This window comes from Falsirhodobacter sp. alg1 (assembly GCF_000739715.2).
Lineage (GTDB): Bacteria > Pseudomonadota > Alphaproteobacteria > Rhodobacterales > Rhodobacteraceae > Falsirhodobacter.
In genome coordinates, this window is record NZ_BBJC02000006.1 from 40,292 (window position 1) to 64,489 (window position 24,198).

The window sequence follows — 24,198 nt, forward strand, 5'->3', positions numbered from 1 at the left end:
ATGGGGCGGCAAAAACGTGCCCCTGATCGCGGCAAATCCCCAAGCCATCAAACGACCAACTGCCCTCTTGCGGCGCGCGAACGAAATGTATCTGAATGTTGAGTGCAAGTGGACATATCTGTATCTGGCTGTCGTCCGCGACAAGAATACCCTCGATTTTACGCTATCAACAGCCGGTCGATGCGAACGGTGTGCCGATCCGGGGGCATCATCGACAAAAGCTGTGCCAACCTCGCCGAGTTAGAGCGTGTCTATGTGATCCTCAAGTTTACCATAGCTGGAAAGACCATCACGGTTCTGCAGCTCGCATACTTCGGTAATATCATTGCTCCATAAAACAGATTACCGGCCTGACGAAGAGGCCCAAAACGTTTCATTTTGCGGATGCCACGGTCAAGACGGCCTACATGATCAGGGAAGGGCAGTTCAGCCTCAACGGCCTCACCACCGCACAACAGTTTGCTGCACCAGCAGCATAATTGTGCCGTGGCTGCGGGCACCATCGGATTGCCTGAACGTTTGCGACAAGACCTTTCGTGTCAAGAACGGGCAGACCCCCGCCCCCCGGTCAGACCCCGAGATCTCTTCACAGCAAAACGATATGTTCTTCCTGCCCCTTGCCAACACCTTCGGCGACAAATACCGCGCCGTCCTGCTCCCCCGGCTGTGCCATCCCCTCGGCGGCAGAGGTTGCAAACAACGTCGTCAGCCCCGCGCCGCCGAAGGCAGGGCAGCTGATCTGCACAGCCGGAAAAGCCACCGCATCGGTGAATTTTCCGTTCGTATCGTAGCGCGCCACACGGCCCGCACCCCATTGTGCGCACCATAAGGCCCCCTCTGCATCCACCACCGAACCATCGGGATTCAGCCCTTCGGCACGCAGATCGGCAAACACCTCCGGCTCACCCATTGGCCAGCCTTGGGGATCAAGGCGCACTTTGTGGATGATCGACAGGGCCGTATCAGAAAAATACGCATGCCCGCCATCGGGCGCAAAGCAGATCGAATTGGGAATCCTGATGCCGTGAAAAAGACGGCGCAATTCCCCCTTGTAATAGCGCCATATTGCCCCGGCCCCCTGTTCGGCCGCGATCCCCATCGTCCCGATCCAGAAACCACCCTGCGGATCGGCGCGCCCGTCATTGGATCGGGTCAGCGGGTTTTCGGCGTCCAGCGGCACCAGCACCTCATGCGCGCCCGTCCGCAGATCAAGGAGGTTCAGCGCATTCTGCGATGCAAGGATCACGCTGTCGGGGGTGACACGCCCCGCCGCCGAGACATATTGGTCGAACTGGAACTGTCGCGCCGCCCCCGACTGTCCGCGCTGGAACATGCGGCGCCCGAGGATGTCGAACCAGATCAGGCTCTGGCTGTCGGGGTGCCACAAGGCACCCTCTCCCAGCACGCAGGGCGTCGGATCAAAGACCGCCGCCGTCATTGCGCGTTCTTCCATGCGGCCACCAGCGCCTCGGCCTTGCCCGCCACGACCTCGGCGCTGTCCCCCGGTTTGTAAATCGACGAGCCGATGCCGAAGCCTGTGGCGCCTGCCCCCAGCCAGTCGGCCATGTTCGCGGGCGTCACGCCCCCCACGGCATAAAGCGGCATGTCGGGCGGCAGCACCGCCTTCATCGCCCGCAGGCCTATGGGGCCAATCAGATCGCCCGGAAACAGCTTCAGCGCATCCGCCCCCGCGTCGATGGCGGCAAAGGCCTCGGTCGGTGTCATCACGCCCGGAAAGCTTTCCATGCCACGCGTCTTGGATGCGCGGATCACCTCCACGTTGCAATTGGGGGACACGATCAGCCGCGCCCCGGTTTCGGCCACCTGCGACACCTGCGCCACTGTCAGCACCGTACCTGCACCGATCGCGGCCCGATCCCCGAACCGTGCCTGAAGGGCGGCGATGCTGTCCAGCGGATTGGGCGAGTTCATCGGAACCTCGATCCGAGTGATCCCGGCCCCGACAAGGGCCGCCCCAATGTCCACGGCCTCGGCGGGGGTCAGCCCGCGCAGGATTGCTACCAGATTCATGCCGTTTCTCCGATCCGTTTCCATGCGCGGTGCAACCCCGCAAGGGTTGCCGCCTCTGCATCCGCCTCGCTGACCTGAACGCCCTGATGTCGCAGCGCGCGCGCATAAAGGGCCGCCAGCGCGGGCGCGCCGATCAGGGCAACCTCCTGGCCAAGCCAGTAGGGTTTGGCCCCCGCCAGTTCCCATCCGATCAGCAGCCCCGACAGCGTCGACCGTGCCGTTTCGGGCGACAGATCACCGATCAACGCCCCTGCACGCAGCTGGAATAGGCGCCCATAGGCCCGGTGCGGCTGTGCCAGCGCATCGTTCACCGCGGCATCGAAGGCTTCCTCCTCCGTGGCGCAAGAGGATGCAACCGTATGCCGCAGAACCGATTTTCCGGCCAACAGCTCGAACACCTCACCGGTCATGAAGCTTTGGAACGAGCAGATCTCTCCGGCAGAGATATGCGCCCATTTGGTATGGGTGCCGGGCAGGCAGACCACGCCCTCGAAATCGGCGCGCGCCGCCAGCAGGCCCGCGATCTGCGTCTCCTCGCCGCGCATCACATCCGCCGGATCGTCCTGCGATACGCCGCAGGTGATCCAGACTCTGGTGCCCGGCACGTTGGCCAAGGGCGTCTGCGCCAAGGTGGGGGCCTTGGCATAGGGGGCCTCGTGCCAGCCCTGACGGGAACCGACCATCCCGCAGGCCACGATTGCGGCCCCGGCCCATTCGGCCCAATCGGCGGTTTCATCCGCAAGGACCTGCGCGAACTCGGTCCGGTTCAAGCCGCCCATCCCCCGAGCCGAGGCGCGCTGATGCACCATCTCTGCGCCGCGCATCGCCCAAAGCCGCAGGTTCGTCGTTCCCCAATCGGCGGCGATCCAATGATCGGATGTCATAGCCTTTCTCCCTCGCAAACCCACATCGTCAGCGGGAAACTCCAAGGCAGGTTGATCCCCTGCCCCATCAAATACTGACCCGTCAGGATCAGATCGCCCGTTTTCAGCGCCGGTGCCCCGCGCGACAGGCCCACCGCATCGGCGCGGTTGCGCAGGGTGATACGGTATCGTGCCTCTGGGTCAAGCTGCGTCAGGCGCAGGGGCCGGGGCAGGATCTGTTCCGAACTCTCCGCCCGGCCCGCGAACACGACGAACCGCGCCCCGTCTTCGGCCAGCTGCTGTTCGGCGATCACCGCCGGGTCCGCGCTTTCCAGCCGCAGGATATCGGCGCGGCGCATCCAGTCGCGGTTGGCCTTCCACCACGCGGTCACATCGCGCAGCACCGCCGCCTCGTCCTCTGTCAATTCGCGCGGGTCCATTTCGAACCCCATATGCCGGGCCGCCGCGACCCATGCGCGCATCCGGATGTCGATCACCCGCCCCGAGGTATGGCAATGGCGCGGGCCGACATGGCTGCCGGTCACCGCCATCGGCAGGAACAGCGCGGCATCGTGCTGGATACGCAGCCGCTCCAGCGCGTCATTGCTGTCCGACAGCCAGACGCGTTGGGTGCGGGCCATGATCCCGAAATCGATCCGCCCCCGCCCGAGGCACAGCTTTCGATCTCCACCCCCGGAAAATCGGCGCGCAGGCAATCCAGCAGCGCATAGGTGCCGCGCGTTTGGGCCGCATCGGCATAGGGCAGGACGCGGTTGTGATCCCATTTGATATAATCGATGTCATGGGCCTCCAGAACCGCCGCGATCCGGCCATGAAGATAGGCGCGGACATCCGGCTGCGACATGTCCAGCACCATCTGCTGCCGCCCCAGCCCCTGATCCGCCGGGCCAAGCGCCCAATCGGGATGGGCGCGGTAGATGTCGCTGTCGGGGTTGACCATTTCCGGCTCGAACCAGATCCCGAACGTCATTCCCAGCCCGTGGACATGGTCGATCAGCGGGCCAAGCCCTTCGGGATATTTGCGCGGATCGATCGTCCAGTCCCCCAGGGACGAGGTATCGTCATCACGGCGCCCGAACCAGCCGTCATCCAGCACGAACCGCTCGGCCCCCAGATCGGCGGCGCGGGTCGCGATGTCGCGAAGCGCGGTCAGCGAATGGTCGAAATAGATCGCCTCCCAGCAGTTGTAATGCACGGGGCGCGGACGTTCGGGGTGCGGCCACGTCACGATCTCGTCGCGCAGGTGGCGCTGATACGCGGTGGCGCAGCCGTTCAGACCATGGGCCGAATAGGCGGCATAGAGCGGCGCTGTTTGGAACGCGGTGGCGGCCCCATGCTCGGTCTGCGGGGCATGGCCGAACTGGATCTGGCGGCGGCCATCGGGCAATTCCTCGGCCATCATGCCATGGCCGCCGGACCATCCGTAATGCAGCGCCCAAACCTCGCCGCCGGTATTGGTCGCGCCCCGGCCGGGCAGCAGGATCGCTGGGAAATGTTCGTGCCCCGTCCGGCCCGTCCGGTTGTCGCGCGCATGGATGCCCGCGCGCCAGCGATGCCGCTGCATCCGGAACTCACCGATCCAGCGGCCCGAGAAATCGATCATCTCATCCGCAAGCTGCGGCGCGGGAAAGACCGGCGCGGCCAGCCAGTCCAGATGAATCGGGCGGTCCGACACCACCGATGCCTGCGCCGTCAGGACATGCGTGCGGGGGTTGATGCCGAAGGTTGCGACATAGCGCAGCCCCCCGTCGCGATAGCTGAGGGTCAGGGTGTTCTCCCCCTCCTCCGCCCCCTCGAACCCGAAGCGCGGCAAAAGGATCGCCCCGTCCTGCGACCGCGCCCGAAGGCCCGCCTGCCCCGGAAAGCTGCGCACAGCCTCCGGGCAGATCGACAGGTCCGGGTTCCGGTCCAGCATCCCACCGGTCACATCCATCCGGTGCGCGCCTGCGGGATACGCGCCGATCAGCGGCGCCCCCCAATAGACGATCTGCGGCAGCTCGTGGTTTTCGGCCAGAAGGACAAGGCTCTGGCAGGCATCACCCAGATGCCAGATCTGTGGCTGGCTCACTTCACGGCCCCCAAGGTCAAACCTGCGATGAAATGGCGCTGCATCGCAAAGAACATCAGAACGGGCGGCAGGGCGGCAAGGATGGACCCCGCGGACACCAGATTCCACGCCGCGATCCACTGGCCGTTCAGACTGTTGAGCCCGGCGGTGATCGGCTGCGTATCCGCGCCCGTGGTCAGCACCATCGCCCAGAAATAGTCGTTCCAGATGAAGGTGAACACCAAGACCGACAGCGCCGCGATGGCCGGACGCATCAGCGGCATCACCACATGGCGGAAGATCTGCCATTCGGTGACCCCCTCCACCCGCGCGACCTCGATCAGATCGAAGGGCAGACCCTTGATGAAATTGCGCATGAACAGCGTGCAGAACCCCGTCTGGAACGCGATATGAAACAGGGCGAGGCCGGAAATGGAATTGTAGAGGCCGAGGCTGACCGTCAGATCGCGCACGGGCACCATCAGGATCTGGAACGGCACGAAGTTGCCCGCCACGAACATGAAGAACAGCAGGTGATTGGCCCGGAACTTGTAGATGGCCAGCGCGAACCCCGTCAGACACGACAGGCCCACGGCCCCGATCACCGTGGGAATCGTGACCTTGAAACTGTTGAGCAGGTATTTATCGAGCGCGGTGTTCTTGAAAACGGTCAGGTAGTTGTCGAACGCCAGCGCCGAGGGCCAGCCGAAATAATTGCCGGCCGCCAGATCGGATGACGGGCGCACCGAGGTCATGGCGACGCCCAGCAAGGGCAGAAGCCACAGGATCAGCATCACCGGCAGCGCGATCTTGTAGGCGCGCTGCGCGGTCGGCGACAGGCTCTGGATTGGACGCGGGAACATCAGCGCGCTCCTTTTTCGTCGCGCCACATCTTCCAGATGAAGCCCGAGATGAAGATCATCATGATTGCGAACAGCACCACGGCAATCGCCGCGCCATAGCCCATCCTGTAGCCGTATTCCGACAGCGCCTGTTCATACATGTAGTAGGACAGAACCCGACTGGAGCCGTAGGGGCCGCCCGATGTCATGATCGAGACGAGATCGAAACTGCGCAGCGCGCCGATCACCGTGACCACCAGCGCGATGAAGGTGGCCGGGCGAAGCTGTGGCAGCACCACATACCACAGCATCTTCATCCCCTTCGCACCATCAAGGCGGGCCGCTTCGATCTGGTCGGGGGCCACTGCGTTCAGGCCAGTGAGGTAGAGGATCATGCAATAGGCGATCTGCGGCCACAGCCCGGCAATGATGATGCCGTAGGTCACCAGATTCTCATCCGCCAGAATGGCTACCTGCGATCCCGTGATCCATTCGATCAGCTTGTAGAACAGGCCGAAATCAGGCGCGTAGAACCACGAGAAGATCAGCCCGACGACCACCTGCGAGATCACGAACGGAAAGAAGAACAGCGATTTGTAGATGCGGATGCCGCGGACCGTCTGGTTCAGGAACAGCGCGATCATCAGCCCCGCCGGCACCGCCAGCATATAGAGCGCGAGCCAGATCACGTTATTCTTGAGCGAGGTGTAGAACGCCTCGTCGTCGAACAGCTCGACATAGTTGCCAAGGCCTATCCAGATCTTGGGGCTCAGCCCGTCCCATTCGAAGAAGGACACCCACATCGACTGGAATACGGGAATGATCACATAGACCAGAAACATCGCAAAACCCGGTGCGAGGAACAGCCAGGGCGCCAAGGATTGCCGTGATCTGCGCTTGCGCGGCGTTAAGGTGTGTTTTGCAGTTGATGGCACCATGGCCAAGGCTCCCCCCTCGGATCTGTCGTCGGTCGGGGGCAAGGCAGCCCTGCCCCCGATGGTTTCGGTCGCGCTTAACGGGCGCTGCGGGCGCGGGTTTTCTCAAGCCGCTCCAGGATCGCATCGACACGGTCCGGCTTGACCATGAATTCTTGGAAGCCCTCCATGCCGACCTTGGCCATTTCCGGCGAGGCATCGCGGTCGAAGAACTGGGCGATGCCGCCATCGGCGGTGCTCAGCAGGTCGAACCCGGCCTGAAGGAACGGATCGTCGCCCACCGTCGAATCCTTGTTGATCGGCAGCTGCCCCAGCGTCTCGTTCATCTTGGTCTGCTCTTCGGCGCTGGCGATGAAGGCAAGGAAGGCCTTGGCATCGGCCACGTTCTTCGCGCCTGCGGGGATGTGCATCGTGTCGGTCGGCGCCTCTTCGGCGCGGGGCAGACCGGGCGTGATTTCCGGGAACGGCATGAAGCCAAGCGTGTCATCGGTCATGCCGCCATCCTTGAAGGTGGCCACGGCAAAGTTCCCGATGACGTAATTGGCCGCCTTGCCCTGCACCAGAAGCGCGGCCGCGTCCTGCCAATCCAGCGCCGCGTGGTTTGCGGTCGTATAGGGCAGCACCTTGGCCCATTCGGCAAAGACGGCCTTCACACGGTCATCCGTCCACGGGATGTCGCCACTGGTCAGCTGCTGGTGGAACTCGTAGCCGTTCGTGCGCAGATCCAGATAATCGAAGATCCCCGCCGTCGGCCACAGCGCCTTTGATCCGGTGGTCAGGCAATCGATCCCTGCTGCCTGGAACTGCTGGCAATTGGCAACGAACTCGTCCCAAGTCTTGGGCACCTCGACGCCCGCAGCCCGGTACACGTCCTTGTTATAATAGATGCCCCATTGGTAGTAGGTATAGGGAACGCCCCACTGCTTGCCGTCGATCGTCATGGATGACGCGGCCGAGCCGAGGCTCTCGTTCAGACCGTTTTCCGCCCAGACATCCGATACATCCATGAACTGCCCCGAGTTCACGAAGGGGGCCATCCGGTTGCCCGCGTACCAGTTGGCGATATCGGGGCTGTCGGCAGTCAGAAAGTTGCGGATCGCGGTTTTGTAACCCTCATGGTCGAACAGGTTCAGCACCACGTTCACATCAGGGTTCGCCGCTTCGAAATCGGCGATCAACGCGTCGATAGCCGCCTTCGGCGCCGGATCGGACGCATCGCTGTTGATCGTCAATGTGCGCTGCTGCGCCATGGCGGGCATGGCCACACCCAGCATCAACACGCCCAACAAGGCTGATTTGCTAAATTTCATTTGCTCCTCCCAAAGCAATTCCGGTCAATATTAGTTCCGCATGTTGGAACATGATATTGTATATTGAAACACTCTGCCGAATCGTCCAGTCTGTCAATATCGAACGGAGCGGGCTGAGGAGGGAGGAACCGATGACCGAGCACCAGAACCCTGCCGCCCTGCAGGGCGACAAGGCAAAAGAGGACGGAACGGTCGGGCGGACATTGGCCGTGCTGGATCTGGTGGCCGGATTCGCCCGTCCGGTGAAATTCGCCGAGATCCTGCAGGCGGCGGCACTGCCGAAGGCAACGCTCCATCGGTTCCTGCAGGCACTGACCAATCAGGACATGCTGGCCTTCGACGCGGACCGGCAAACCTATGCGCCGGGCCTGCGCCTTGTGCGCCTTGCGCATTCGGCATGGGCGCAAAGCAGCCTTGCGCCGGTGGCGGCGCCCTTTCTTGATGCGCTGTCCACCGAAACCGGAGAGACGATTCACCTGGCCCAGCTGGAACGCGGCATGGTGCTTTATGTCGACAAACGGAACGCGGCCCGCCCGGTGGAGATGTTCTCGCAATCGGGCAAGGTCGGACCCAGCTATTGCACCGGCGTGGGCAAGGCGATGCTGGCCTATCTGCCCGAGGACAAGCTGGCGGATGCCATCGCACGCACCTCCTTTCATGCCTTCACGCCCACGACGCTGGCGAATGAACAGATGCTGCGGGCGGAATTGACGGCCATCAGGGCGCGCGGGTTCGCGTGGGACAACGAGGAGCATGAACCCGGCATCGTCTGCATCGCCGCCCCGATCCTGTCACAGACGAACCGCGTGCTTGGCGCGCTATCGATCACCACGGCCAATGCACACGATCGGGCAAAACTGGAGGGATATGCCCCCCGTGTGCTGCAGACCGCGCGGAACATCGCAGAGGCGGCGAATGCCTGGCGCTTTCCCGAACAATAACCGGCGCGTTCCGGAAGGCCGCTGAACAGGGGCCACCGGGAAAGCCGACATCACATCACCTGTGGGAGGAAATTACGTGTCCCAAGTTACCCTGCGCAAGGTCGTCAAAAGCTATGGCGCTGTCGAAGTCATCCATGGAGTTGATCTGGATGTTCAACAGGGCGAATTCTGCGTGTTCGTCGGCCCGTCCGGTTGCGGGAAATCGACCCTGCTGCGGATGATCGCGGGGCTGGAGGAAACCACCGCCGGTTCCATCACCATCGGGGCGCGGGATGTGACCGATGCCGATCCGGCGGCGCGCGGCGTGTCGATGGTGTTCCAGACCTACGCGCTCTATCCCCATATGACGGTGCGTGAGAATATGGGCTTTGGCCTGAAGATGAATGGCCACCCCAAGGCGGACATCCTTGCCAAGGTGAACGAAGCCGCACGCATCCTGAAGCTGGACCCGCTGATGGACCGCAAGCCCGGCGCCCTGTCGGGGGGGCAGCGGCAGCGCGTGGCCATCGGCCGCGCTATCGTGCGGGGGCCGGAGGTGTTCCTGTTCGACGAACCCCTGTCGAACCTCGATGCGGAATTGCGGGTGGAGATGCGCACCGAGATCGCGCGCCTGCACCGCGAGATCGGCGCCACGATGATCTATGTCACCCATGATCAGGTGGAGGCCATGACGATGGCCGACAAGATCGTCGTTCTGCGCGCGGGCCATATCGAACAGGTCGGTGCCCCGATGCATCTCTACGATGATCCCGACAACCGCTTTGTGGCCGGGTTCATCGGCTCTCCGGCGATGAATTTCGTCGCGGCCACGGTGCAGGACGGTGTGATCACCGTTCCGGGGCTGGACAACGCGCGGATCAAGCCCGCGATTGCGATGCCGCGGAACGGCGTGGATGTCGAAGTCGGCCTGCGGCCCAATGCGCTGCGGATCACGGCACAAGGGAATTACCGCGTGGAACATGCCGAAAACCTCGGCTCTGTCACCTATGCGCATCTGAGCGCGCCTTCGGGCGAACGGCTGGTCGTGGAAACCGATCAACGCCTGCAGGCTGCAGGTGGCACGATGGTGGGGCTGGAATACGACCCCGCCGATTGCTTCGTGTTCCGCGCCGACAACGGGCTGCGGGTGCGCTGATGCTGGATATCGGTTTGGTCGGGCTGGGCACCATCGCCCGCGCCCAGCATCTGCCCGCGATCGCGGCGAACCCGGGAATGCAGCTTGCGGCCATCGCCTCGCGGAATGCCCGGCTGGACGGGGTTGCGAGCTATCCCGATCTGCCATCGCTTTTGACGGCGGAACCCGCGATTGCGGCCATCTCGCTCTGCACCCCTCCGCAGGGGCGGTTCGATCTGGCGATGGCGGCCCTGCAGGCCGGGCGGCATCTGATGCTGGAAAAGCCGCCGGGGGCCACGCTGTCGGAAATCGGGGCGCTGCGGGATGCGGCGCAGGCCCGCGGGCTGACTCTTTTCGCCACTTGGCATTCGAGAGAGGCCGCCGCGGTGGGGGCGGCGCGCGCGTGGCTGTCGGGCAAAACCCTTAGATCCGTCACGATCGAATGGCGCGAGGATGTGCGCAAATGGCATCCGGGGCAGGAGTGGATCTGGAAGGCAGGGGGGCTCGGTGTGTTCGATCCCGGCATCAATGCGCTGTCGATCCTGACGGCGCTTGTGCCCGATGTCGTGCTGCTGCGCGCCGATCTGCACATCCCGCAGGGCCGCGAAACGCCCATCGCGGCGGATCTGCACCTGTCGGCGCAGGGCGTTCCGATCACGGCCACCTTCGACTGGCGGCTGGCGAAGGACGAAATCTGGCGCATCCGGTTCGAAACCGATCAGGGCACGCTGATGCTGGATGATGGCGGCGCACAGGCCAGCATCGACGGGACCGTGCTGCATTCCGGCGAGAACCGGGAATACACGCGCCTCTATGCCCGCTTTGCGCAGCTGGTCGCCGCAGGGCAAAGCGATGTCGATCTGGCGCCGCTGCGCCTTGTCGCGGATGCCTTCCTGATCGGGACGCATCATTCCACCCACCCTTTCACGCCCTGAGGCCAATATGAAAATCACGGCAATAGAGACCTTCATCGTCCCGCCCCGCTGGTGCTTTGTGAAGATCAGCACCGATGAGGGCATTTCCGGCTGGGGGGAACCGGTGCTGGAGGGGCGCGCGCAGACCGTGGCCGCCATGGTCGAGGAACTGTCGGATTACCTGATCGGAAAGGACCCGCGCCTGATCAACGACCATTGGACGGTGATGTACCGCGCGGGCTTCTACCGGGGCGGCGGCATCCATATGTCGGCCATCGCGGGCATCGATCAGGCGCTGTGGGACATCAAGGGCAAGGCCTTGGGCCAGCCGGTCCACGCGCTGCTTGGCGGACAATTGCGGAACAGGATCCGGGTTTACAGCTGGATCGGTGGGGACCGCCCCGGCGATACCGCACGCATGGCACGGGAGTGCGGCGAGCGGGGGTTCACCGCCGTGAAGATGAACGGCACCGAAGAGATGCAGTTCGTGGACAGCCACGCCAAGGTCGATCAGGTGCTGGAACGCGTGCAGGCGATCCGCGACGAGATGGGCCCCGATTTTGGCATCGGCATCGATTTCCACGGGCGTGTGCACCGCCCCATGGCCAAGGTTCTGGCCAAGGAACTGGAACCGTTCCGGCTGATGTTCATCGAGGAACCGGTGCTGTCGGAACACGCCGAGGCGCTGCGCGAGATCGCCAACCACTGCTCCACCCCGATCGCGCTTGGCGAACGCCTTTACACCCGCTGGGATTTCAAGAAGATCCTGCAGGAAGGCTTTGTCGACATCATCCAGCCCGATCCGTCCCACGCGGGCGGCATCACCGAAACCTACCGGATCGCCGGCATGGCCGAGGCCTATGACGTGGCGCTGGCGCTGCACTGCCCGCTGGGGCCGATCGCGCTGGCGGCGAACCTGCAACTGGATGCGGTGTGCTACAACGCCTTCATCCAGGAACAATCCCTTGGGATTCATTACAACGAAGGGTCGGATCTGTTGGATTACCTGACCAACCCCGAGGTCTTCGGTTATGAGGACGGCTATGCCCGCATTCCGCAGGGGCCGGGCCTCGGGATCGAGGTGAACGAGGACAAAGTCCGCCGCGAGGCCGCCAATGGCCATCGCTGGCGTAACCCCGTCTGGCGCCATGCCGACGGCAGTTTTGCGGAGTGGTAAGATGCGTAACAACCAGAAACTGAATACGGAATGGTCCTTCAGAGACGGGTTCGATCCTGACTGGATCAAGGCCGATCTGGGCGGTGTGGCGGTTACATTGCCGCATAATGCCGTCGATTTGCCGCTGAACTATTTCGACGAAACCGCCTATCAGCACGCTTTCACCTATCAGCGGGATCTGCACTGGTGCGCGGAATGGGAGGGCGCAGAGGTCGAACTGCGGTTCGACGCCGCGATGGCCGATGCCGTAGTGTGGTGCAACGGGACCGAGGTTATCCGGCATGCCGATGGCTACACGCCCTTTACCGCGCGCCTGACGCCGCATCTGACGCGCGGCGCCAACCGGATCACCGTGCGGATCGACGGGACGGAGAACCCGCAGATCCCGCCCTTCGGCGGGCGGATCGACTATCTGACCTATGCCGGGATCTACCGCGATGTCTGGCTGCGGGTGCTGCCCAAGGCCCATATCCGCAACGTGAAGATCGAAACCCCCGAGGTTCTGGCAGCGCGGAAAACGGTCGTGCTGAACCTGTGGACCGAAGGGGCACAGGGCACGGCAACCGCGGTCATCTTCGACGCCAGCGGCACCGAGGTCGGTCGCGGCACGGCCGAGATCGCGGATGATCGTGCCAAGGTCACGATTGCGGATCTGACCGGCATCACCCTGTGGTCCTGCGACACGCCCGCGATGTATACGGCCGACATCACGCTGCAAAGCGGGGACCGGACGCTGACCCGCTTCGGGTTCCGGCAGGTGGACTGGACGCCCGAAGGCTTCAAGCTCAACGGCGAGGCGCTGAAGCTGCGCGGGCTTAACCGGCACCAGAGCTTTCCCTATTCCGGCTATGCGCAGGGCAAACGCGCACAGGAACGCGACGCCGAGATCCTGCGCTTCGATCTGGGCTGCAACATCGCGCGCACATCGCATTATCCGCAAAGCACGTATTTTCTGGACCGCTGTGATGACATCGGGCTTCTGGTCTTTGAGGAGATTCCCGGCTGGCAGCATATCGGCGGGGCCGCGTGGCAGGACGAATCCGTGCAGAACGTCGCCCGGATGATCGAACGGGACTGGAACCACCCCTCCATCATCATCTGGGGTGTGCGGATCAACGAAAGTTTCGACAATCGCGATTTCTACCTGCGCACCAACGCCACGGCCCGCGAACTGGACAGCACCCGCCCGACGGGGGGCGTGCGGTACATCACCGAAAGCGAACTGCTGGAGGATGTGTACACGATGAACGATTTCGTGCTGGGCGAATTCGAGATACCGGGCACCAACCGCCCCCGCACGGCGCTACGCACGCAGCCCGAGGTGACGGGCCTGCCGCACCCTGTGCCCTATCTCATCACCGAATATAACGGCCATATGTTCCCGACCAAGGCGGGCGATCCCGAGGCGCATCAGTCCGAACATGCGATCCGGCATCTGGAGGTGCTCAACGCCGCCTATGCCGATCCAAGCATCTCGGGCTGCATCGGCTGGTGCATGTACGATTACAACACGCACAAGGATTTCGGCGCGGGCGACCGCATCTGCCACCACGGCGTCATGACGATTTTCCGCGAACCGAAATTCGCAGCCTATGCCTATTCCAGCCAGAAGCCCGCCAGCGAAGGGATCGTCATGGAACCCGTCACGGTCTGGGCGCGCGGAGAGCGCAATATCGGGGGGGTTCTGCCGCTGGTCATCCTGACGAACTGCGACGAGGTCGAACTGGTCTTTGCCGATGTGGTCAAACGTGTGGGGCCGGATCGCGAACGCTTCGGCCACCTGCCCAATCCGCCCATCATCATCGACGACCGGCACTTCTCGGCGGATGAGCTGGGCCACTGGGGCCAAAGCTGGCACGGCGGGCGCATCACCGGATATCTGGACGGAGAGAAGGTCGCGGAACGGATCTTCCCCGGCGACAGCACGCCAACCACATTGGAGATCGTCCCCGATGTATGGACCGCCGAGGCCGATGCAAGCGAGGATATCCGCGTGATCTTCCGCGCGCTGGATCAGGCGGGAAACAAGATGCTGTTCCTGAACGATCCGCTGACGCTGCACGTCGAGGGTCCGGCCACTTTGATCGGGCCCGAAATGACGGTGCTGGCGGGCGGCACCTCGGGCGCGTGGCTGCGGCTGACCGGAGAGGTCGGGACCATCACGCTGACGGTCACATCGCCACGGTTCGGAAGCCACAAGATCACCCTGGATATTACCGAGCCGGGACCGCAGGAAAATCTGGTAACCTTTGCCATCTGATTTGAAAAAGGGGGCGGTGCATCCTGCAACCGCCCCCTTTCACGATAACCATCGGGGCGCGTAACCCCGTTCCGCGACCTGGCCGTATCAGGCCGGGTTGTACAGCCGCTGCGTGAACAGCCCGCTTTGCCCGCTATTCCGCAGCAGCTTGGCCGCGGCCAGAATGGCCAGATCCGCAACCGGTTCGACAAGCACCACCAGAAGATAGGCGCTGCCGAAGCTTGCCACTGCGGACAGGTTTTCCGCCCCGAACCCCTGACCATAGATCGCCCAGAACGCCACCCAGGCCACAACGCCGCCCTGATAGGCGAACGACAGCTTCAGCACATCGCCATAGCTGCAGTCGACATAGGCCCTCTGTGCAGGAATGACGCGCCCTGCCAATGCGTGGATCGCGAACAGCGGGAACAACAGGGTCGTGACGTTGACAAAGTACATCGGCAGGTCGGTCGGTGAAAAGAACAGGCCCTGAACCAGAAGCCCGCCCGCCAGTCCGACCGCCGCAGGGCCTGTTCCCAACAGCAGCAGGATCGTTGTCCCAAGGATGAAATGCACCTCGGATACGCCGACGGCGAAATGCGGAAGCACCTCAAAGAATACGAAAATGGCCGCAACAGCCAGAATGCTGCGCAGGCCGAATGACAGGATCGAATGTGACTTCAGATCCTCCGCCACGAGTTTGAGCGAGTAGCCGCCTGCCGCAGCAGCCGTACCATAGGCCAGAACCATTTTTGCGCCGTCCACGACGCCGGGTTCGATATGCATTCAAGTCTCCTTGCCGTCCGTCCTGACGGCATTTTTGCCGATACTCTCGGCGGTTGCATGGGCGGCAGGTCTCCTGGCTCGTGGCTCGACACGCCCCCGGTACCTTCCCGGCACATGTGCCAGTGGTGTATTCCCGAGGTTGCTCCTCACTTACAGTTGCAGGGGCAGCCGGGGTTTCGCACCCCGTTCCCTTTTCAGCCGGACGCAATACGCACGGCCACCGCACCCCATCTTAGGCCCGCAAATTCCGGGGCGGTCAATAGATGACGAAAAGGGGACGGAAAACCGCCCCCTTTACCATCGGAACATGCCTGCCCGTGCCGCCTGTGCAGGTCCGGTTACGGGCCCGCGCAGATCCGGGCGCGGGTCATCGGACGTTCCCCCACCTCGGCGCCAAAGGCCCTGAAGCCCAGATCGTCAATCATGAGGATACGGTACACCGCATTGCCATCGGTCCACCACGGATCGGGCAGGTCGATATCGGTAATGAAGCGATGCGTGCAGGACTGGCCAGAGCTATACGGAATGCCCTCGGGGCTGGTTCCGACCATCGGCATATGGATATGGCCGAAGATGACATGGCGCACCCCTGCCGGATGGGCAGCAAGGCGTGACAGCAGTGCGCCATCGTCATGCAGGCTGATGTTGCGGAAATGGCGGATGCCGTCGTTGACGGGCGGATGGTGCAGGAACACAGTCACGGGCAGCGCGCCCGCCCCGGCCAGCGCCATCTCCAGCCAGTCAAGTCGGGGGGCATCATAAACGCCCCCGCTCATACCCTCGGCATGGGTATCCAGAAACAGCAACCGCCCGTGGTCCGTGTCCATGAAGGACTGGATATACCCGTTTCCGTCCTGCGGATGATCGGGAAACGCGGCGATGAATTCGGGGCGTCTGTCATGGTTGCCCAGCATCAGGCGCACCGGAAACGGAACCGGGGCAAGGATGTCGCGCAGCAGGGCATAGGCCTCGGCATCACCGTGGTTGCAAAGATCGCCGGTGATCACCAGCAGATCGGCATCGGAGTGGCGCGCGCAGATATCGGTGATTGCACTGCGCAGTTTCTGTTCGGGATCAATGCCGTTCGCCAGAATGCCGGACGGCATCAGATGCGTGTCGGTAAGGTGGATGATCTTCATCGTTCTCTCCGCGCATGGCATGCGGGAAATTCACCCCCCCGCATGCCATGTCATTGGGCCTATTGCATCAGGGCGTTTGTCTGTTCGACCAGTTGGGCCAGCCCGTCCTCGGGCGTGATGTCCCCGCGCATCACATTGCCGATGATGTCACGCTGTGTGCGCCAGATACGGACCGAGTCTCCGCCCGGATAGCCCGCCCATGGAAGCGAACGTTCCGCCTGTTTGGCCGCCGTGGCCACATTCGGATGCTCTGCATAATAGGGCGCAAGGTAATCCTCGCCCGTGGCGCGCAGGTTCGTGGGCAGATAGCCGGTGATCCGCACGATCGTGTTCTGGGCCTCGGGGCCGGTGACCCATTTGATGTAATCCCACGCGGCCTGCTGCTTGGCCGGATCCTGCGTCAGCATCACCGCCGAATTGCCGCCCGTCGGAACGCCGCCCTTTTCGGGGTCATCCAGCGGAAAGGTCGTGGTGGTCAGTTCGAACCGGTCACCGACCAGCCCTTCGATTGTCTGCACATGCGCGGGGGTCGTGAACAGGACACCTGTCATGCCCGCACCGAACTGCTGGCGTGCCTGATCCCAGTCAAAGGTGGGGGCGCCGGCTTCGGCCGCCATCTGGCGGATCATGGTCAGGGCATTCAGCCCGATCTCGTTGTCGAAGGCCACCTTGCCCGTTTCCTGATCGACCAGCGTGCCACCCTGCTGGTAGATCATGGCCTGCCACAGCCAGTCATCTGGCCATCCGGCGATGTCATAGGACATGCCGGCGATGCTGTCGTCCATGGCGTGGATCCTTGTCGCCAGCTCGATCAGCTCGGGGAATGTTTTGGGCATATCCGCAGGATCGCCACCAGCCGCGCGAACCAGATCGGCGTTCACGAACATGATGGGCGAGGAGGCGTTGACCGGAAGGCCGTATTGCGTGCCGTCGATCCGGCCCAAAGCCGCCATGTTCGGCGAGAAGTTCTCATCCAGAAAGGCCTGCCCGCCTTCTGCCTCGATGAAGGGGGCAAGGTCCGTGATCTGGTTGCGCGGCGCCAGCGTATGCACCAGTTCGGCGGTCAGGTTGTACCCCGAGAAATAGACATCGGGCAGGTTGTTGGTGACGGCGGCGCGCAATACCTGCTGCTGGCCCTCGTTGTACCCGGCTGCGGGCGCCAGGAAATTGATCTTAACGTCCGGATTGTTCTTCATGAACTCATCCGCCAGGGGCTGGTGGAATTTCGTGAAGCCGGGCAGGTTGTAGAGGACGTTCAACGTCACCTCTTGCGCCGCGGCCAGCCCGGGCAATGACAGGCCAACAAGGATCGTGCCTATGGCAAGGCGTCTGGTCAGGTTCATAACTGTCTCCGGTTAGCGGGGCCTATTTGACCCCGGTCATGGTGATGCCTGCGATGAAATGCCGTCGTGCCAGAACAAAGCAGACGATCATCGGGGCGGTGATCATTGTGGCCCCCGCCATCAGCGCACCGTAATTCGCGCCCGTTTCCGCATCCGAAAAAAGCAGCATACCCAGTGGCGGCGGGGCAAGCGCGGTGTCCGACACCACGATCATCGGCCAGTACAGATCATTCCAATGCGCAACGACCGAGAAGATCGCAAAGGCCGCCAGCGATGGCAGGGAGCCGCGCAGAACCAGACCCCAGCAGATCTCCATTTCGGAAAACCCGTCCATGCGGGCCGCCTCGATGATCTCGTCAGGGTAGGAGCGGAACGATTGGCGAAACAGGAAGATGGCGAAAACCGACAGGAAAAACGGCGCCATCTGTGCGAAATAGGTGTTCAGCAGATTTGCCTGTGCCAACCCTACGAACAGCGGCAACGCCAGGGCCTGCATCGGCACGCAAAGCGCCGCAATCACCAGCGCCATCAATATCCGGCGTCCGGGAAAGCGCAGCTTGGCAAGGGCATAGGCTGCGGGCACCGCGGTCAGAACCTGAACGAACAGGATGCCGGAACACACGATCACGCCGTTGAGCATGAAGCGGGCGATGGGCACGGAGGTGGCCGCCTGCCCGTAGTTCTCGACGCCGTTGAACCGGTCCGGAACCGGCCACAGCGAAATATCGAAAATCTCGGCCGGGGTGCGGATCGATGTCAGGATCATCCAGTAGAACGGCAGCAGCATGACAGCAGCCCCTGCGGCCAGCAGGATATGGGGAATGAAGCGCCGCATCAGTAATGCACCTTCCGGTCCATGCGCACCGTCTGCCCGATCGACAGGATCAAAACGATGGCCAGGAAAATCAGCGTCAGGGCCGCGGCATACCCCGTATTGGAATATTCGAACCCCTCCAGATACAGGGCATACAGCAGCGTCTCGGACCCCGATCGCCCCTTGGTCAGCACGGCCACCGTCTCGAACACCTTGAATGCCGAGATGGAGGTGGTGACCACGACGAACAGCGTCGTCGGCCCCAACATCGGCCATGTCACCGTCAGGAAACGGTCAATGGGATTTCGGGCGCCGTCCATCCGGGCGGCCTCGTGCAGATCCTGCGGAATGGCCGTCAGCCCAGCCAGAAACAGGACCATGTTGAACCCGAGGATCTGCCACACGCCGATCAGCGCCATCGTCGGGATCAGCAGGGCCGGATTGCCCAGAAAGGACACCGGATCGAAGCCGAACCATTTGATCGCCGCATTCACCGGGCCAAGCGAGGGGTGCAGCAGGAATTGCCATACGGTTGCCATGGCCACCAGCGTGGCCGTTACCGGCAGGAAATAGGCAGTTTCCCAGAACCCCCGGGATGCCTTGCGGCCATGCACCAGAAGCGCGACCCCGAGGCCCAGGAACACGCCCGCAGGGATCACGATGGCCGCATAAAGCGCGGTATTCGTCAGGGATCGCAGGAAAACCGGATCCTTGAAGGCAGCCACGAAATTCTGCAGCCCCACAAAGCGCCAGTTGAGCGCGCCAAGGCTGTAATCCGTCAGCGAGAACCCCATCAGAACGATGACGGGAATGATGTAGATGACCGCCATCAGCAGGATCGCCGGCAGGGCAAACAACAGCCCGCGCGTAACGATCCGTGACCGTGCCGTATGTCCGATGGCGATGGTCATGCGGCCACCATCCGGTGATGGCTGTGGTTGCGCCTGCGCCCGTCGGGACCGAAAACATGCGCGCTGCCCTCGGCAAAGCGCAGATGCACCTTATCCTGCGGATGGGCAGGGCGCGGGTCGGAGGCCCCCTGCCGCAGCACGATGGTCTGCCCGTCACCCGTTGCCAGCTGGCAGGTCAGATAGCGGTCGGCACCATGCGTTTCGGTCCGGATCAGGCGGGCGGGAATCCCCTCGGGGGCAAGATGGATATCCTCGGCCCGGATGCCCAGAGTGGCCGGCCCCGGTTCGGTTACCAGACCCGTCTCGATCCCCGCCACCTGCAACCGGCCCTCGGGGGACACCTCTGCCGGTAGAAGGTTGATCGTCGGAGAGCCGATGAACCGCGCCACGGCCAATGTGGCGGGCGTGCGGTACAATTCGTCCGGCGTGCCAAGCTGCTCTATCCGGCCCTCTATCATCAGGGCGATCCGGTCGGACATGGTCATCGCCTCTACCTGATCGTGGGTCACATAGATGAAGGTGGCCCCAAGACGGCGATGCAATGCGGCCAGTTCGTCGCGCATATGCGCCCGCAGTTTGGCATCCAGGTTCGACAGCGGTTCATCCATCAGAAAGGCGGCGGGCTGGCGTACCAGGGCGCGCGCCAGGGCCACGCGCTGCCGCTGCCCGCCCGAAAGCTGCGCGGGCTTGCGATCCAGAAGATGCACGATCTGCAGCATCTCGGCCGCGTCATTCACCGCCTCGGCAATCCGGTTCCGCGCCTCTCGCGGGGCCAGCAGGCGCCCGACAAGCGGCAGGCGCGCCGGCAGCGACAGGGTCCGCATCCGCAGGGGCGTCGCGATGTTCTGCCGCACGGTCATATGCGGGTAAAGGGCGTAGGACTGGAACACCATGGCAAGGTTCCGGTCTGACGGATCAAGCGCGGTCACATCATTCCCGCCGATGGCCACCTGCCCCCCATCCGGCATTTCCAAGCCGGCGATGATCCGGAGCAACGTGGATTTACCGCATCCGGACATTCCGACCAGTGAAAGGAATTCCCCTTCGCGGACCTGCAGATCGATATCCGCCAACACCTGCGTCTGGCCGAAGCTTTTCCGGATACCCGAGAGATCGATAGATTTACGCGTCATACACGCTCCTTTTCCGAAGCGTGTGTCAGTATTATATTTCAATAACATAACATCTGTGCGAACCTTTTAAGACGGCAGGTGGCACCGCAGCAGGTTCTGCCCGCCATGTTCCCGCCCCAGCTGGACGCATCGCCATGGCCGCAGGCACCGGCCCCGTTGCGACGGAGGATCGACATTCTGCGCTGCCGATCTATCTGCCCCTTCATGTTTCCAAGGTGGGGTATGTATGCGGGATGAGGACAAACACAGCCTGACGCAGGTGCTGGACCGGCTGGACGAGCTGACGGATCAGGACAAGGTTTCCGTCCAGCAGATCGTGGAGAAACTGGGCTCCAGCTCGTTCGCTTCGTTGATGCTGATATTCACCCTGATCTCCACATCGCCCGCCAGCGCCATTCCCGGCCTGACCGCGCTGATCGGCATCATCGTGGCTACACTGGTCCTGCAGATGATCATCGGCAAGAAGACGGTCTGGCTGCCCGGTTTCCTGATGAAACGCCAGTTCGATGCCGCAAAGCTGCATACCGCCGTGGCGTGGCTGCGCAAACCCGTGGGCTGGGTGCAGCACATCCTGCGGCGCCGTCTGACATTCCTGCTGCACCGGCCGCTGTTTCTTGTGCCGCTGACGCTTATCCTGTGTCTGGCCCTGTTCATGCCCGCGATGGAACTTGTGCCGGCCTCCGGCTCCATCGCCTCGGCGGTGATCGCGCTGTTCGCGGCGGGGCTGCTGATGCGTGACGGGTTGCTGATCATCCTGTCCATGGCGCTGATGTCGGCCATTCCGGTATTGATATGGCAGATCGGCTTCGGCGGGGTCTGAAGGGGTGATGGCGCGGCCTCGATCTCGCCGCACGGTGGTATCCCGCAGATCGAACTGAGGAATGGGGCGATCGCGGACGCGCTTGCCTTTCCGGTGATCCGGCGGAAAGTAGGAGTGGCCATATTCCGTGGCATCCTCGGGCTGAAGCCCATGGCAAAACCCGCTGCGGGCCGTTCGTCCGGCCCGCGCCAGTTTGTCATGGATAGCGCCCTATCGTTGCTATGCCTCAGCGGTTCCGGGCCGCCAGAACCGTATCGCTGTCATGTTCGGGAATATCGCCGATTTCGGCCATCTTCGCGTCCAGCCGGGCCAGCATATCGCGGAACACCGCATCATAGGCCGGGTCATCCGCCAGATTGCAAAGCTCGTTAGGATCGGTCTGGCAGTCGAACAATTCCCATTCGGGCGGTTCTGGCCCGTCATTCGCCCCGATCTGGCCAAGCGACGCGTTATACCAGTAGATCAGCTTGTAGCGCGCTCCGCGGATGCCGTAATGCGCAAAGGCATTGTGATGTTCGTCCTTGTGCATCCAGTAGCGGTGATATGCGATGTCCTGCCAATCCGCACCGGCCTCGCCCTTCCAAAGGGGGGCAAGGCTGACACCCTGCATGTAGCTCGGGATCGTGACACCCGCAAAATCCAGAAACGTCGGGGCAAAATCCACGTTGCACGCCACGCCTGTGCCGATGCTGCCTGCCTTGATGGCCCGGGGGTAGCGTACAAGAAACGGCATCTGCATGCTTTCTTCGTACATGAACCGCTTGTCGAACCACCCATGTTCCCCAAGGAAAAACCCCTGGTCGGATGTGTAGATCACGATCGTGTCGTCGGTCAGCCCGTTGCTGTCGAGATAGGCCAGAAGCCGTCCGACATTGTCATCAATTCCCGCAATCGTGCGCAGATACCGCTTGATGTAGCGTTGGTACTTGAACAGGTCGAGATCGCGTTTGGTGTCGAAGGTGAACTTCTCCCCCGTTGCCCGGTCCATCAGCTCCAGACCTTCATGACTGTCGGGGACCTTGCGCATGGTTGATCCGGGGCCGTCGGGTTCGCCCAGTTCGCCACCGCCTTCGGGCATGACGAGCCCCAGATCAAGGTAGCTCAGATCCTGACGCACGCGCATCCTGGCTGCCCCCGCCGCTGCCGCGCGGTTGGAATAATCGTCATCATAGGTTTCGGGAACGGGCAGATCATCCGTATACAGATCATTGTAGCGCGGATGCGGGACAAACGGACGGTGCGGCGCCTTGTGGTGGCACATCATGAAAAACGGCCGGGACGTATCGCGGTTTTCCAGAAACCCGATGCATTTGTCGGTGATGATATCCGTGGCATACCCCTTCTCCACGGTTTCCCCCTCTGGCCCGATCATCACCGGATCGAAATATTCGCCCTGACCCGGCACGACCGACCATTCGTCAAACCCCGTCGGCTGATGTGCGGCCCCCTCGCCCAGATGCCACTTGCCGAAGATCGCGGTTTGATACCCCGAACTGCGCAGCGCCTTCGCCACGTTCGGCAGGCGGTTGTCCAGATGGGTGTGAAGGGTCGTGACCATGTTCACATGGTTATGGGTGCCCGTCAGGATGGCCGCACGAGACGGGGTGCAGATCGAATTCGTCACGTAACAATGATCCAGCCGCATTCCTTCCTGCGCCAGACGATCGATGTTCGGTGTCTTGTTCAGGCCGGAGCCATAGGCCGAGATCGCCGATGCTGCGTGATCATCGGACATGATAAAGATAATGTTGGGGCGGCTCATCATATTCTCACTAAAAGGCGGAACGGGGGCCGCGCCGGAATGCGGCAGCACGGCCCATTTCGATTTTCACTCGGCGTAAAGCGCACCGAGATAGAATTCGGACGCGGGCAACGGATTCTCGATCTTGCCAAAGTCCGCATAAAGACCGGCCAGCGTATCGAACCACTGGTCCACGTGACCTTCCTTGGTCATTTCCACCAGTTCTTCGCTGGAGGGTTGCATCGCCAATGCGGATTCCGTCAGCAGCGGGCCTTTGGGAACATTGAGGAAAGACGCCGTGATGCCGACGGCCTCCTCGGTATTCTCGCGGCGGAAATCGCCCGCCTCTTTCAGGACGGCGTTCACCTTGCGGATCACCTCCATATTTTCGGCCATGTCATCGCTGACGATAAAGCTGGAAGGAAAGGCGATTTCAGGAAGGAAATCCTCGTTCTTCTTCAACTCGTTCAGATCGGGTACACGTTTCTTGATAATGTCCACGAAGGGGTACCACAGGCCCGCCGCATCAATCTGGCCCGAGGAGAATGCCGTCACGATCGTGGCCGGATCCATGTACACCACCTCGACATCGTCAAGCGTCATCCCTGCGGCCTCAAGGGCAAGGCGGGTCAGCATGTCACCCGATGTACCTTCGGGAATGCCGACCTTCTTGCCCTTAAGATCGGCAATACTGTCAATTCCGGGCTGGGCAATCACCCGGTCGCTATAGCCGAGGGCGTTGACGGCGATCACCTTGGCCTGACCGCTTGCAGGCAGCCAGAGCGCACCGGAACCGATATAGGCAAAATCGAGCGAGCCTGCGCGAAGGGCCTGAACCTGGATCGGGCCGTTGGTAAATACGCTCAGCTTCGCCTCCAGCCCGTGTTTTGCCCACAGGTCCTGTTCGGTGGCGATTGCCGCAAGGCTGGCACCGTAATAATCCGCGATATACCCCATGCGGATCTGGTCCAGATCGGCGGCATGGGACGCGCTGCAGAATGCCGAAGTGGCAAGGGCACCAGCAGCCAAGGCGAGAACGGTTCGTTTCGTGAATTTCATTGTCATTTCCCCTTTGTT

General features: G+C 62.5%; 20 protein-coding genes, 1 pseudogene and 1 riboswitch. Of the genes and pseudogenes, 6 read left to right on the forward strand and 15 right to left on the reverse strand.

Annotated elements, in window-relative coordinates; translation table 11 throughout:
• Positions 1–586: 586 nt before the first annotated feature.
• The 7 genes and pseudogenes from TR36_RS12015 to TR36_RS12045 all read right to left on the reverse strand — a co-directional run bounded on the left by TR36_RS12015 (position 587) and on the right by TR36_RS12045 (position 8,049).
• The gene (locus TR36_RS12015; protein WP_237763579.1) at positions 587–1,453 is read right to left on the reverse strand and encodes an SMP-30/gluconolactonase/LRE family protein; all 867 of its coding nucleotides are present in this window, start codon (positions 1,451–1,453) and stop codon (positions 587–589) included.
• Positions 1,435–2,031, reverse strand: a complete 597-nt coding sequence (locus TR36_RS12020; protein WP_052362672.1) for a 2-dehydro-3-deoxy-6-phosphogalactonate aldolase — start codon at positions 2,029–2,031, stop codon at positions 1,435–1,437. Before TR36_RS12020 ends, TR36_RS12015 begins: the two co-directional genes overlap by 19 nt.
• Positions 2,028–2,915 carry a 2-dehydro-3-deoxygalactonokinase gene (locus TR36_RS12025; protein ID WP_045393097.1) on the reverse strand — a complete coding sequence of 296 codons (888 nt, stop codon included), beginning with the start codon at positions 2,913–2,915 and terminating at the stop codon, positions 2,028–2,030. Before TR36_RS12025 ends, TR36_RS12020 begins: the two co-directional genes overlap by 4 nt.
• Positions 2,912–4,983, reverse strand: a pseudogene (locus tag TR36_RS12030) (alpha-galactosidase). The gene TR36_RS12025 and the pseudogene TR36_RS12030 overlap by 4 nt, the downstream one beginning before the upstream one ends.
• Positions 4,980–5,825 carry a carbohydrate ABC transporter permease gene (locus TR36_RS12035; RefSeq protein WP_062763340.1) on the reverse strand — a complete coding sequence of 282 codons (846 nt, stop codon included), beginning with the start codon at positions 5,823–5,825 and terminating at the stop codon, positions 4,980–4,982. The pseudogene TR36_RS12030 and the gene TR36_RS12035 overlap by 4 nt, the downstream one beginning before the upstream one ends.
• Positions 5,825–6,742 carry a carbohydrate ABC transporter permease gene (locus TR36_RS12040; RefSeq protein ID WP_082714956.1) on the reverse strand — a complete coding sequence of 306 codons (918 nt, stop codon included), beginning with the start codon at positions 6,740–6,742 and terminating at the stop codon, positions 5,825–5,827. The genes TR36_RS12035 and TR36_RS12040 overlap by 1 nt, the downstream gene beginning before the upstream one ends.
• A gap of 74 nt (positions 6,743–6,816) precedes the next feature.
• The gene (locus TR36_RS12045) at positions 6,817–8,049 is read right to left on the reverse strand and encodes an ABC transporter substrate-binding protein (protein ID WP_045393085.1); all 1,233 of its coding nucleotides are present in this window, start codon (positions 8,047–8,049) and stop codon (positions 6,817–6,819) included.
• A 131-nt stretch (positions 8,050–8,180) separates the two neighbouring features.
• Here TR36_RS12045 and TR36_RS12050 point away from each other — a divergent pair, with 131 nt between their 5' ends.
• From TR36_RS12050 to TR36_RS12070, 5 genes are all read left to right on the forward strand, one after another.
• Positions 8,181–8,990, forward strand: coding sequence for an IclR family transcriptional regulator (locus tag TR36_RS12050; RefSeq protein WP_045393083.1), 810 nt, complete (start codon positions 8,181–8,183; stop codon positions 8,988–8,990).
• A 76-nt stretch (positions 8,991–9,066) separates the two neighbouring features.
• On the forward strand, positions 9,067–10,125 hold the full coding sequence (locus TR36_RS12055) for an ABC transporter ATP-binding protein (RefSeq protein WP_045393080.1): 1,059 nt from the start codon (positions 9,067–9,069) through the stop codon (positions 10,123–10,125).
• On the forward strand, positions 10,125–11,039 hold the full coding sequence (locus tag TR36_RS12060; RefSeq protein WP_045393077.1) for a Gfo/Idh/MocA family protein: 915 nt from the start codon (positions 10,125–10,127) through the stop codon (positions 11,037–11,039). Before TR36_RS12055 ends, TR36_RS12060 begins: the two co-directional genes overlap by 1 nt.
• A 7-nt stretch (positions 11,040–11,046) precedes the next feature.
• The gene (gene dgoD / locus TR36_RS12065) at positions 11,047–12,195 is read left to right on the forward strand and encodes a galactonate dehydratase (RefSeq protein WP_045393074.1); all 1,149 of its coding nucleotides are present in this window, start codon (positions 11,047–11,049) and stop codon (positions 12,193–12,195) included.
• 1 nt (position 12,196) lies between these two features.
• Positions 12,197–14,455: a glycoside hydrolase family 2 TIM barrel-domain containing protein gene (locus tag TR36_RS12070; protein WP_045393071.1), complete on the forward strand. Its 2,259-nt coding sequence runs from the start codon at positions 12,197–12,199 to the stop codon at positions 14,453–14,455.
• Between the two features lie 87 nt (positions 14,456–14,542).
• On the opposite strand, the gene TR36_RS12075 is transcribed toward TR36_RS12070, so the two are convergent.
• The 6 genes from TR36_RS12075 to TR36_RS12100 form a co-directional block, all read right to left on the reverse strand.
• Positions 14,543–15,220, reverse strand: coding sequence for an energy-coupling factor ABC transporter permease (locus tag TR36_RS12075; RefSeq protein WP_062763342.1), 678 nt, complete (start codon positions 15,218–15,220; stop codon positions 14,543–14,545).
• A gap of 45 nt (positions 15,221–15,265) precedes the next feature.
• Positions 15,266–15,460: riboswitch (cobalamin riboswitch) on the reverse strand.
• A 98-nt stretch (positions 15,461–15,558) separates the two neighbouring features.
• Positions 15,559–16,359: a phosphodiesterase gene (locus TR36_RS12080; protein WP_045393065.1), complete on the reverse strand. Its 801-nt coding sequence runs from the start codon at positions 16,357–16,359 to the stop codon at positions 15,559–15,561.
• Between the two features lie 59 nt (positions 16,360–16,418).
• Positions 16,419–17,702: an ABC transporter substrate-binding protein gene (locus TR36_RS12085; RefSeq protein WP_045393062.1), complete on the reverse strand. Its 1,284-nt coding sequence runs from the start codon at positions 17,700–17,702 to the stop codon at positions 16,419–16,421.
• A gap of 22 nt (positions 17,703–17,724) precedes the next feature.
• On the reverse strand, positions 17,725–18,537 hold the full coding sequence (locus tag TR36_RS12090; RefSeq protein ID WP_045393060.1) for a carbohydrate ABC transporter permease: 813 nt from the start codon (positions 18,535–18,537) through the stop codon (positions 17,725–17,727).
• Positions 18,537–19,427 carry a carbohydrate ABC transporter permease gene (locus TR36_RS12095; RefSeq protein ID WP_045393058.1) on the reverse strand — a complete coding sequence of 297 codons (891 nt, stop codon included), beginning with the start codon at positions 19,425–19,427 and terminating at the stop codon, positions 18,537–18,539. The genes TR36_RS12090 and TR36_RS12095 overlap by 1 nt, the downstream gene beginning before the upstream one ends.
• Positions 19,424–20,560 (reverse strand): ABC transporter ATP-binding protein, encoded by a 1,137-nt coding sequence (locus tag TR36_RS12100; RefSeq protein ID WP_062763344.1) that lies wholly within the window; start codon positions 20,558–20,560, stop codon positions 19,424–19,426. Before TR36_RS12100 ends, TR36_RS12095 begins: the two co-directional genes overlap by 4 nt.
• 226 nt (positions 20,561–20,786) lie before the next feature.
• Between TR36_RS12100 and TR36_RS12105 the strand changes: the two genes are divergently transcribed.
• Positions 20,787–21,380, forward strand: coding sequence for an exopolysaccharide biosynthesis protein (locus TR36_RS12105; RefSeq protein WP_045393054.1), 594 nt, complete (start codon positions 20,787–20,789; stop codon positions 21,378–21,380).
• Between the two features lie 226 nt (positions 21,381–21,606).
• Here TR36_RS12105 and TR36_RS12110 read toward each other — a convergent pair whose 3' ends face one another.
• Positions 21,607–23,142, reverse strand: coding sequence for a sulfatase (locus TR36_RS12110; RefSeq protein ID WP_192841352.1), 1,536 nt, complete (start codon positions 23,140–23,142; stop codon positions 21,607–21,609).
• Between the two features lie 66 nt (positions 23,143–23,208).
• Positions 23,209–24,180 carry an aliphatic sulfonate ABC transporter substrate-binding protein gene (locus TR36_RS12115; protein WP_045393052.1) on the reverse strand — a complete coding sequence of 324 codons (972 nt, stop codon included), beginning with the start codon at positions 24,178–24,180 and terminating at the stop codon, positions 23,209–23,211.
• Positions 24,181–24,198: the final 18 nt, after the last annotated feature.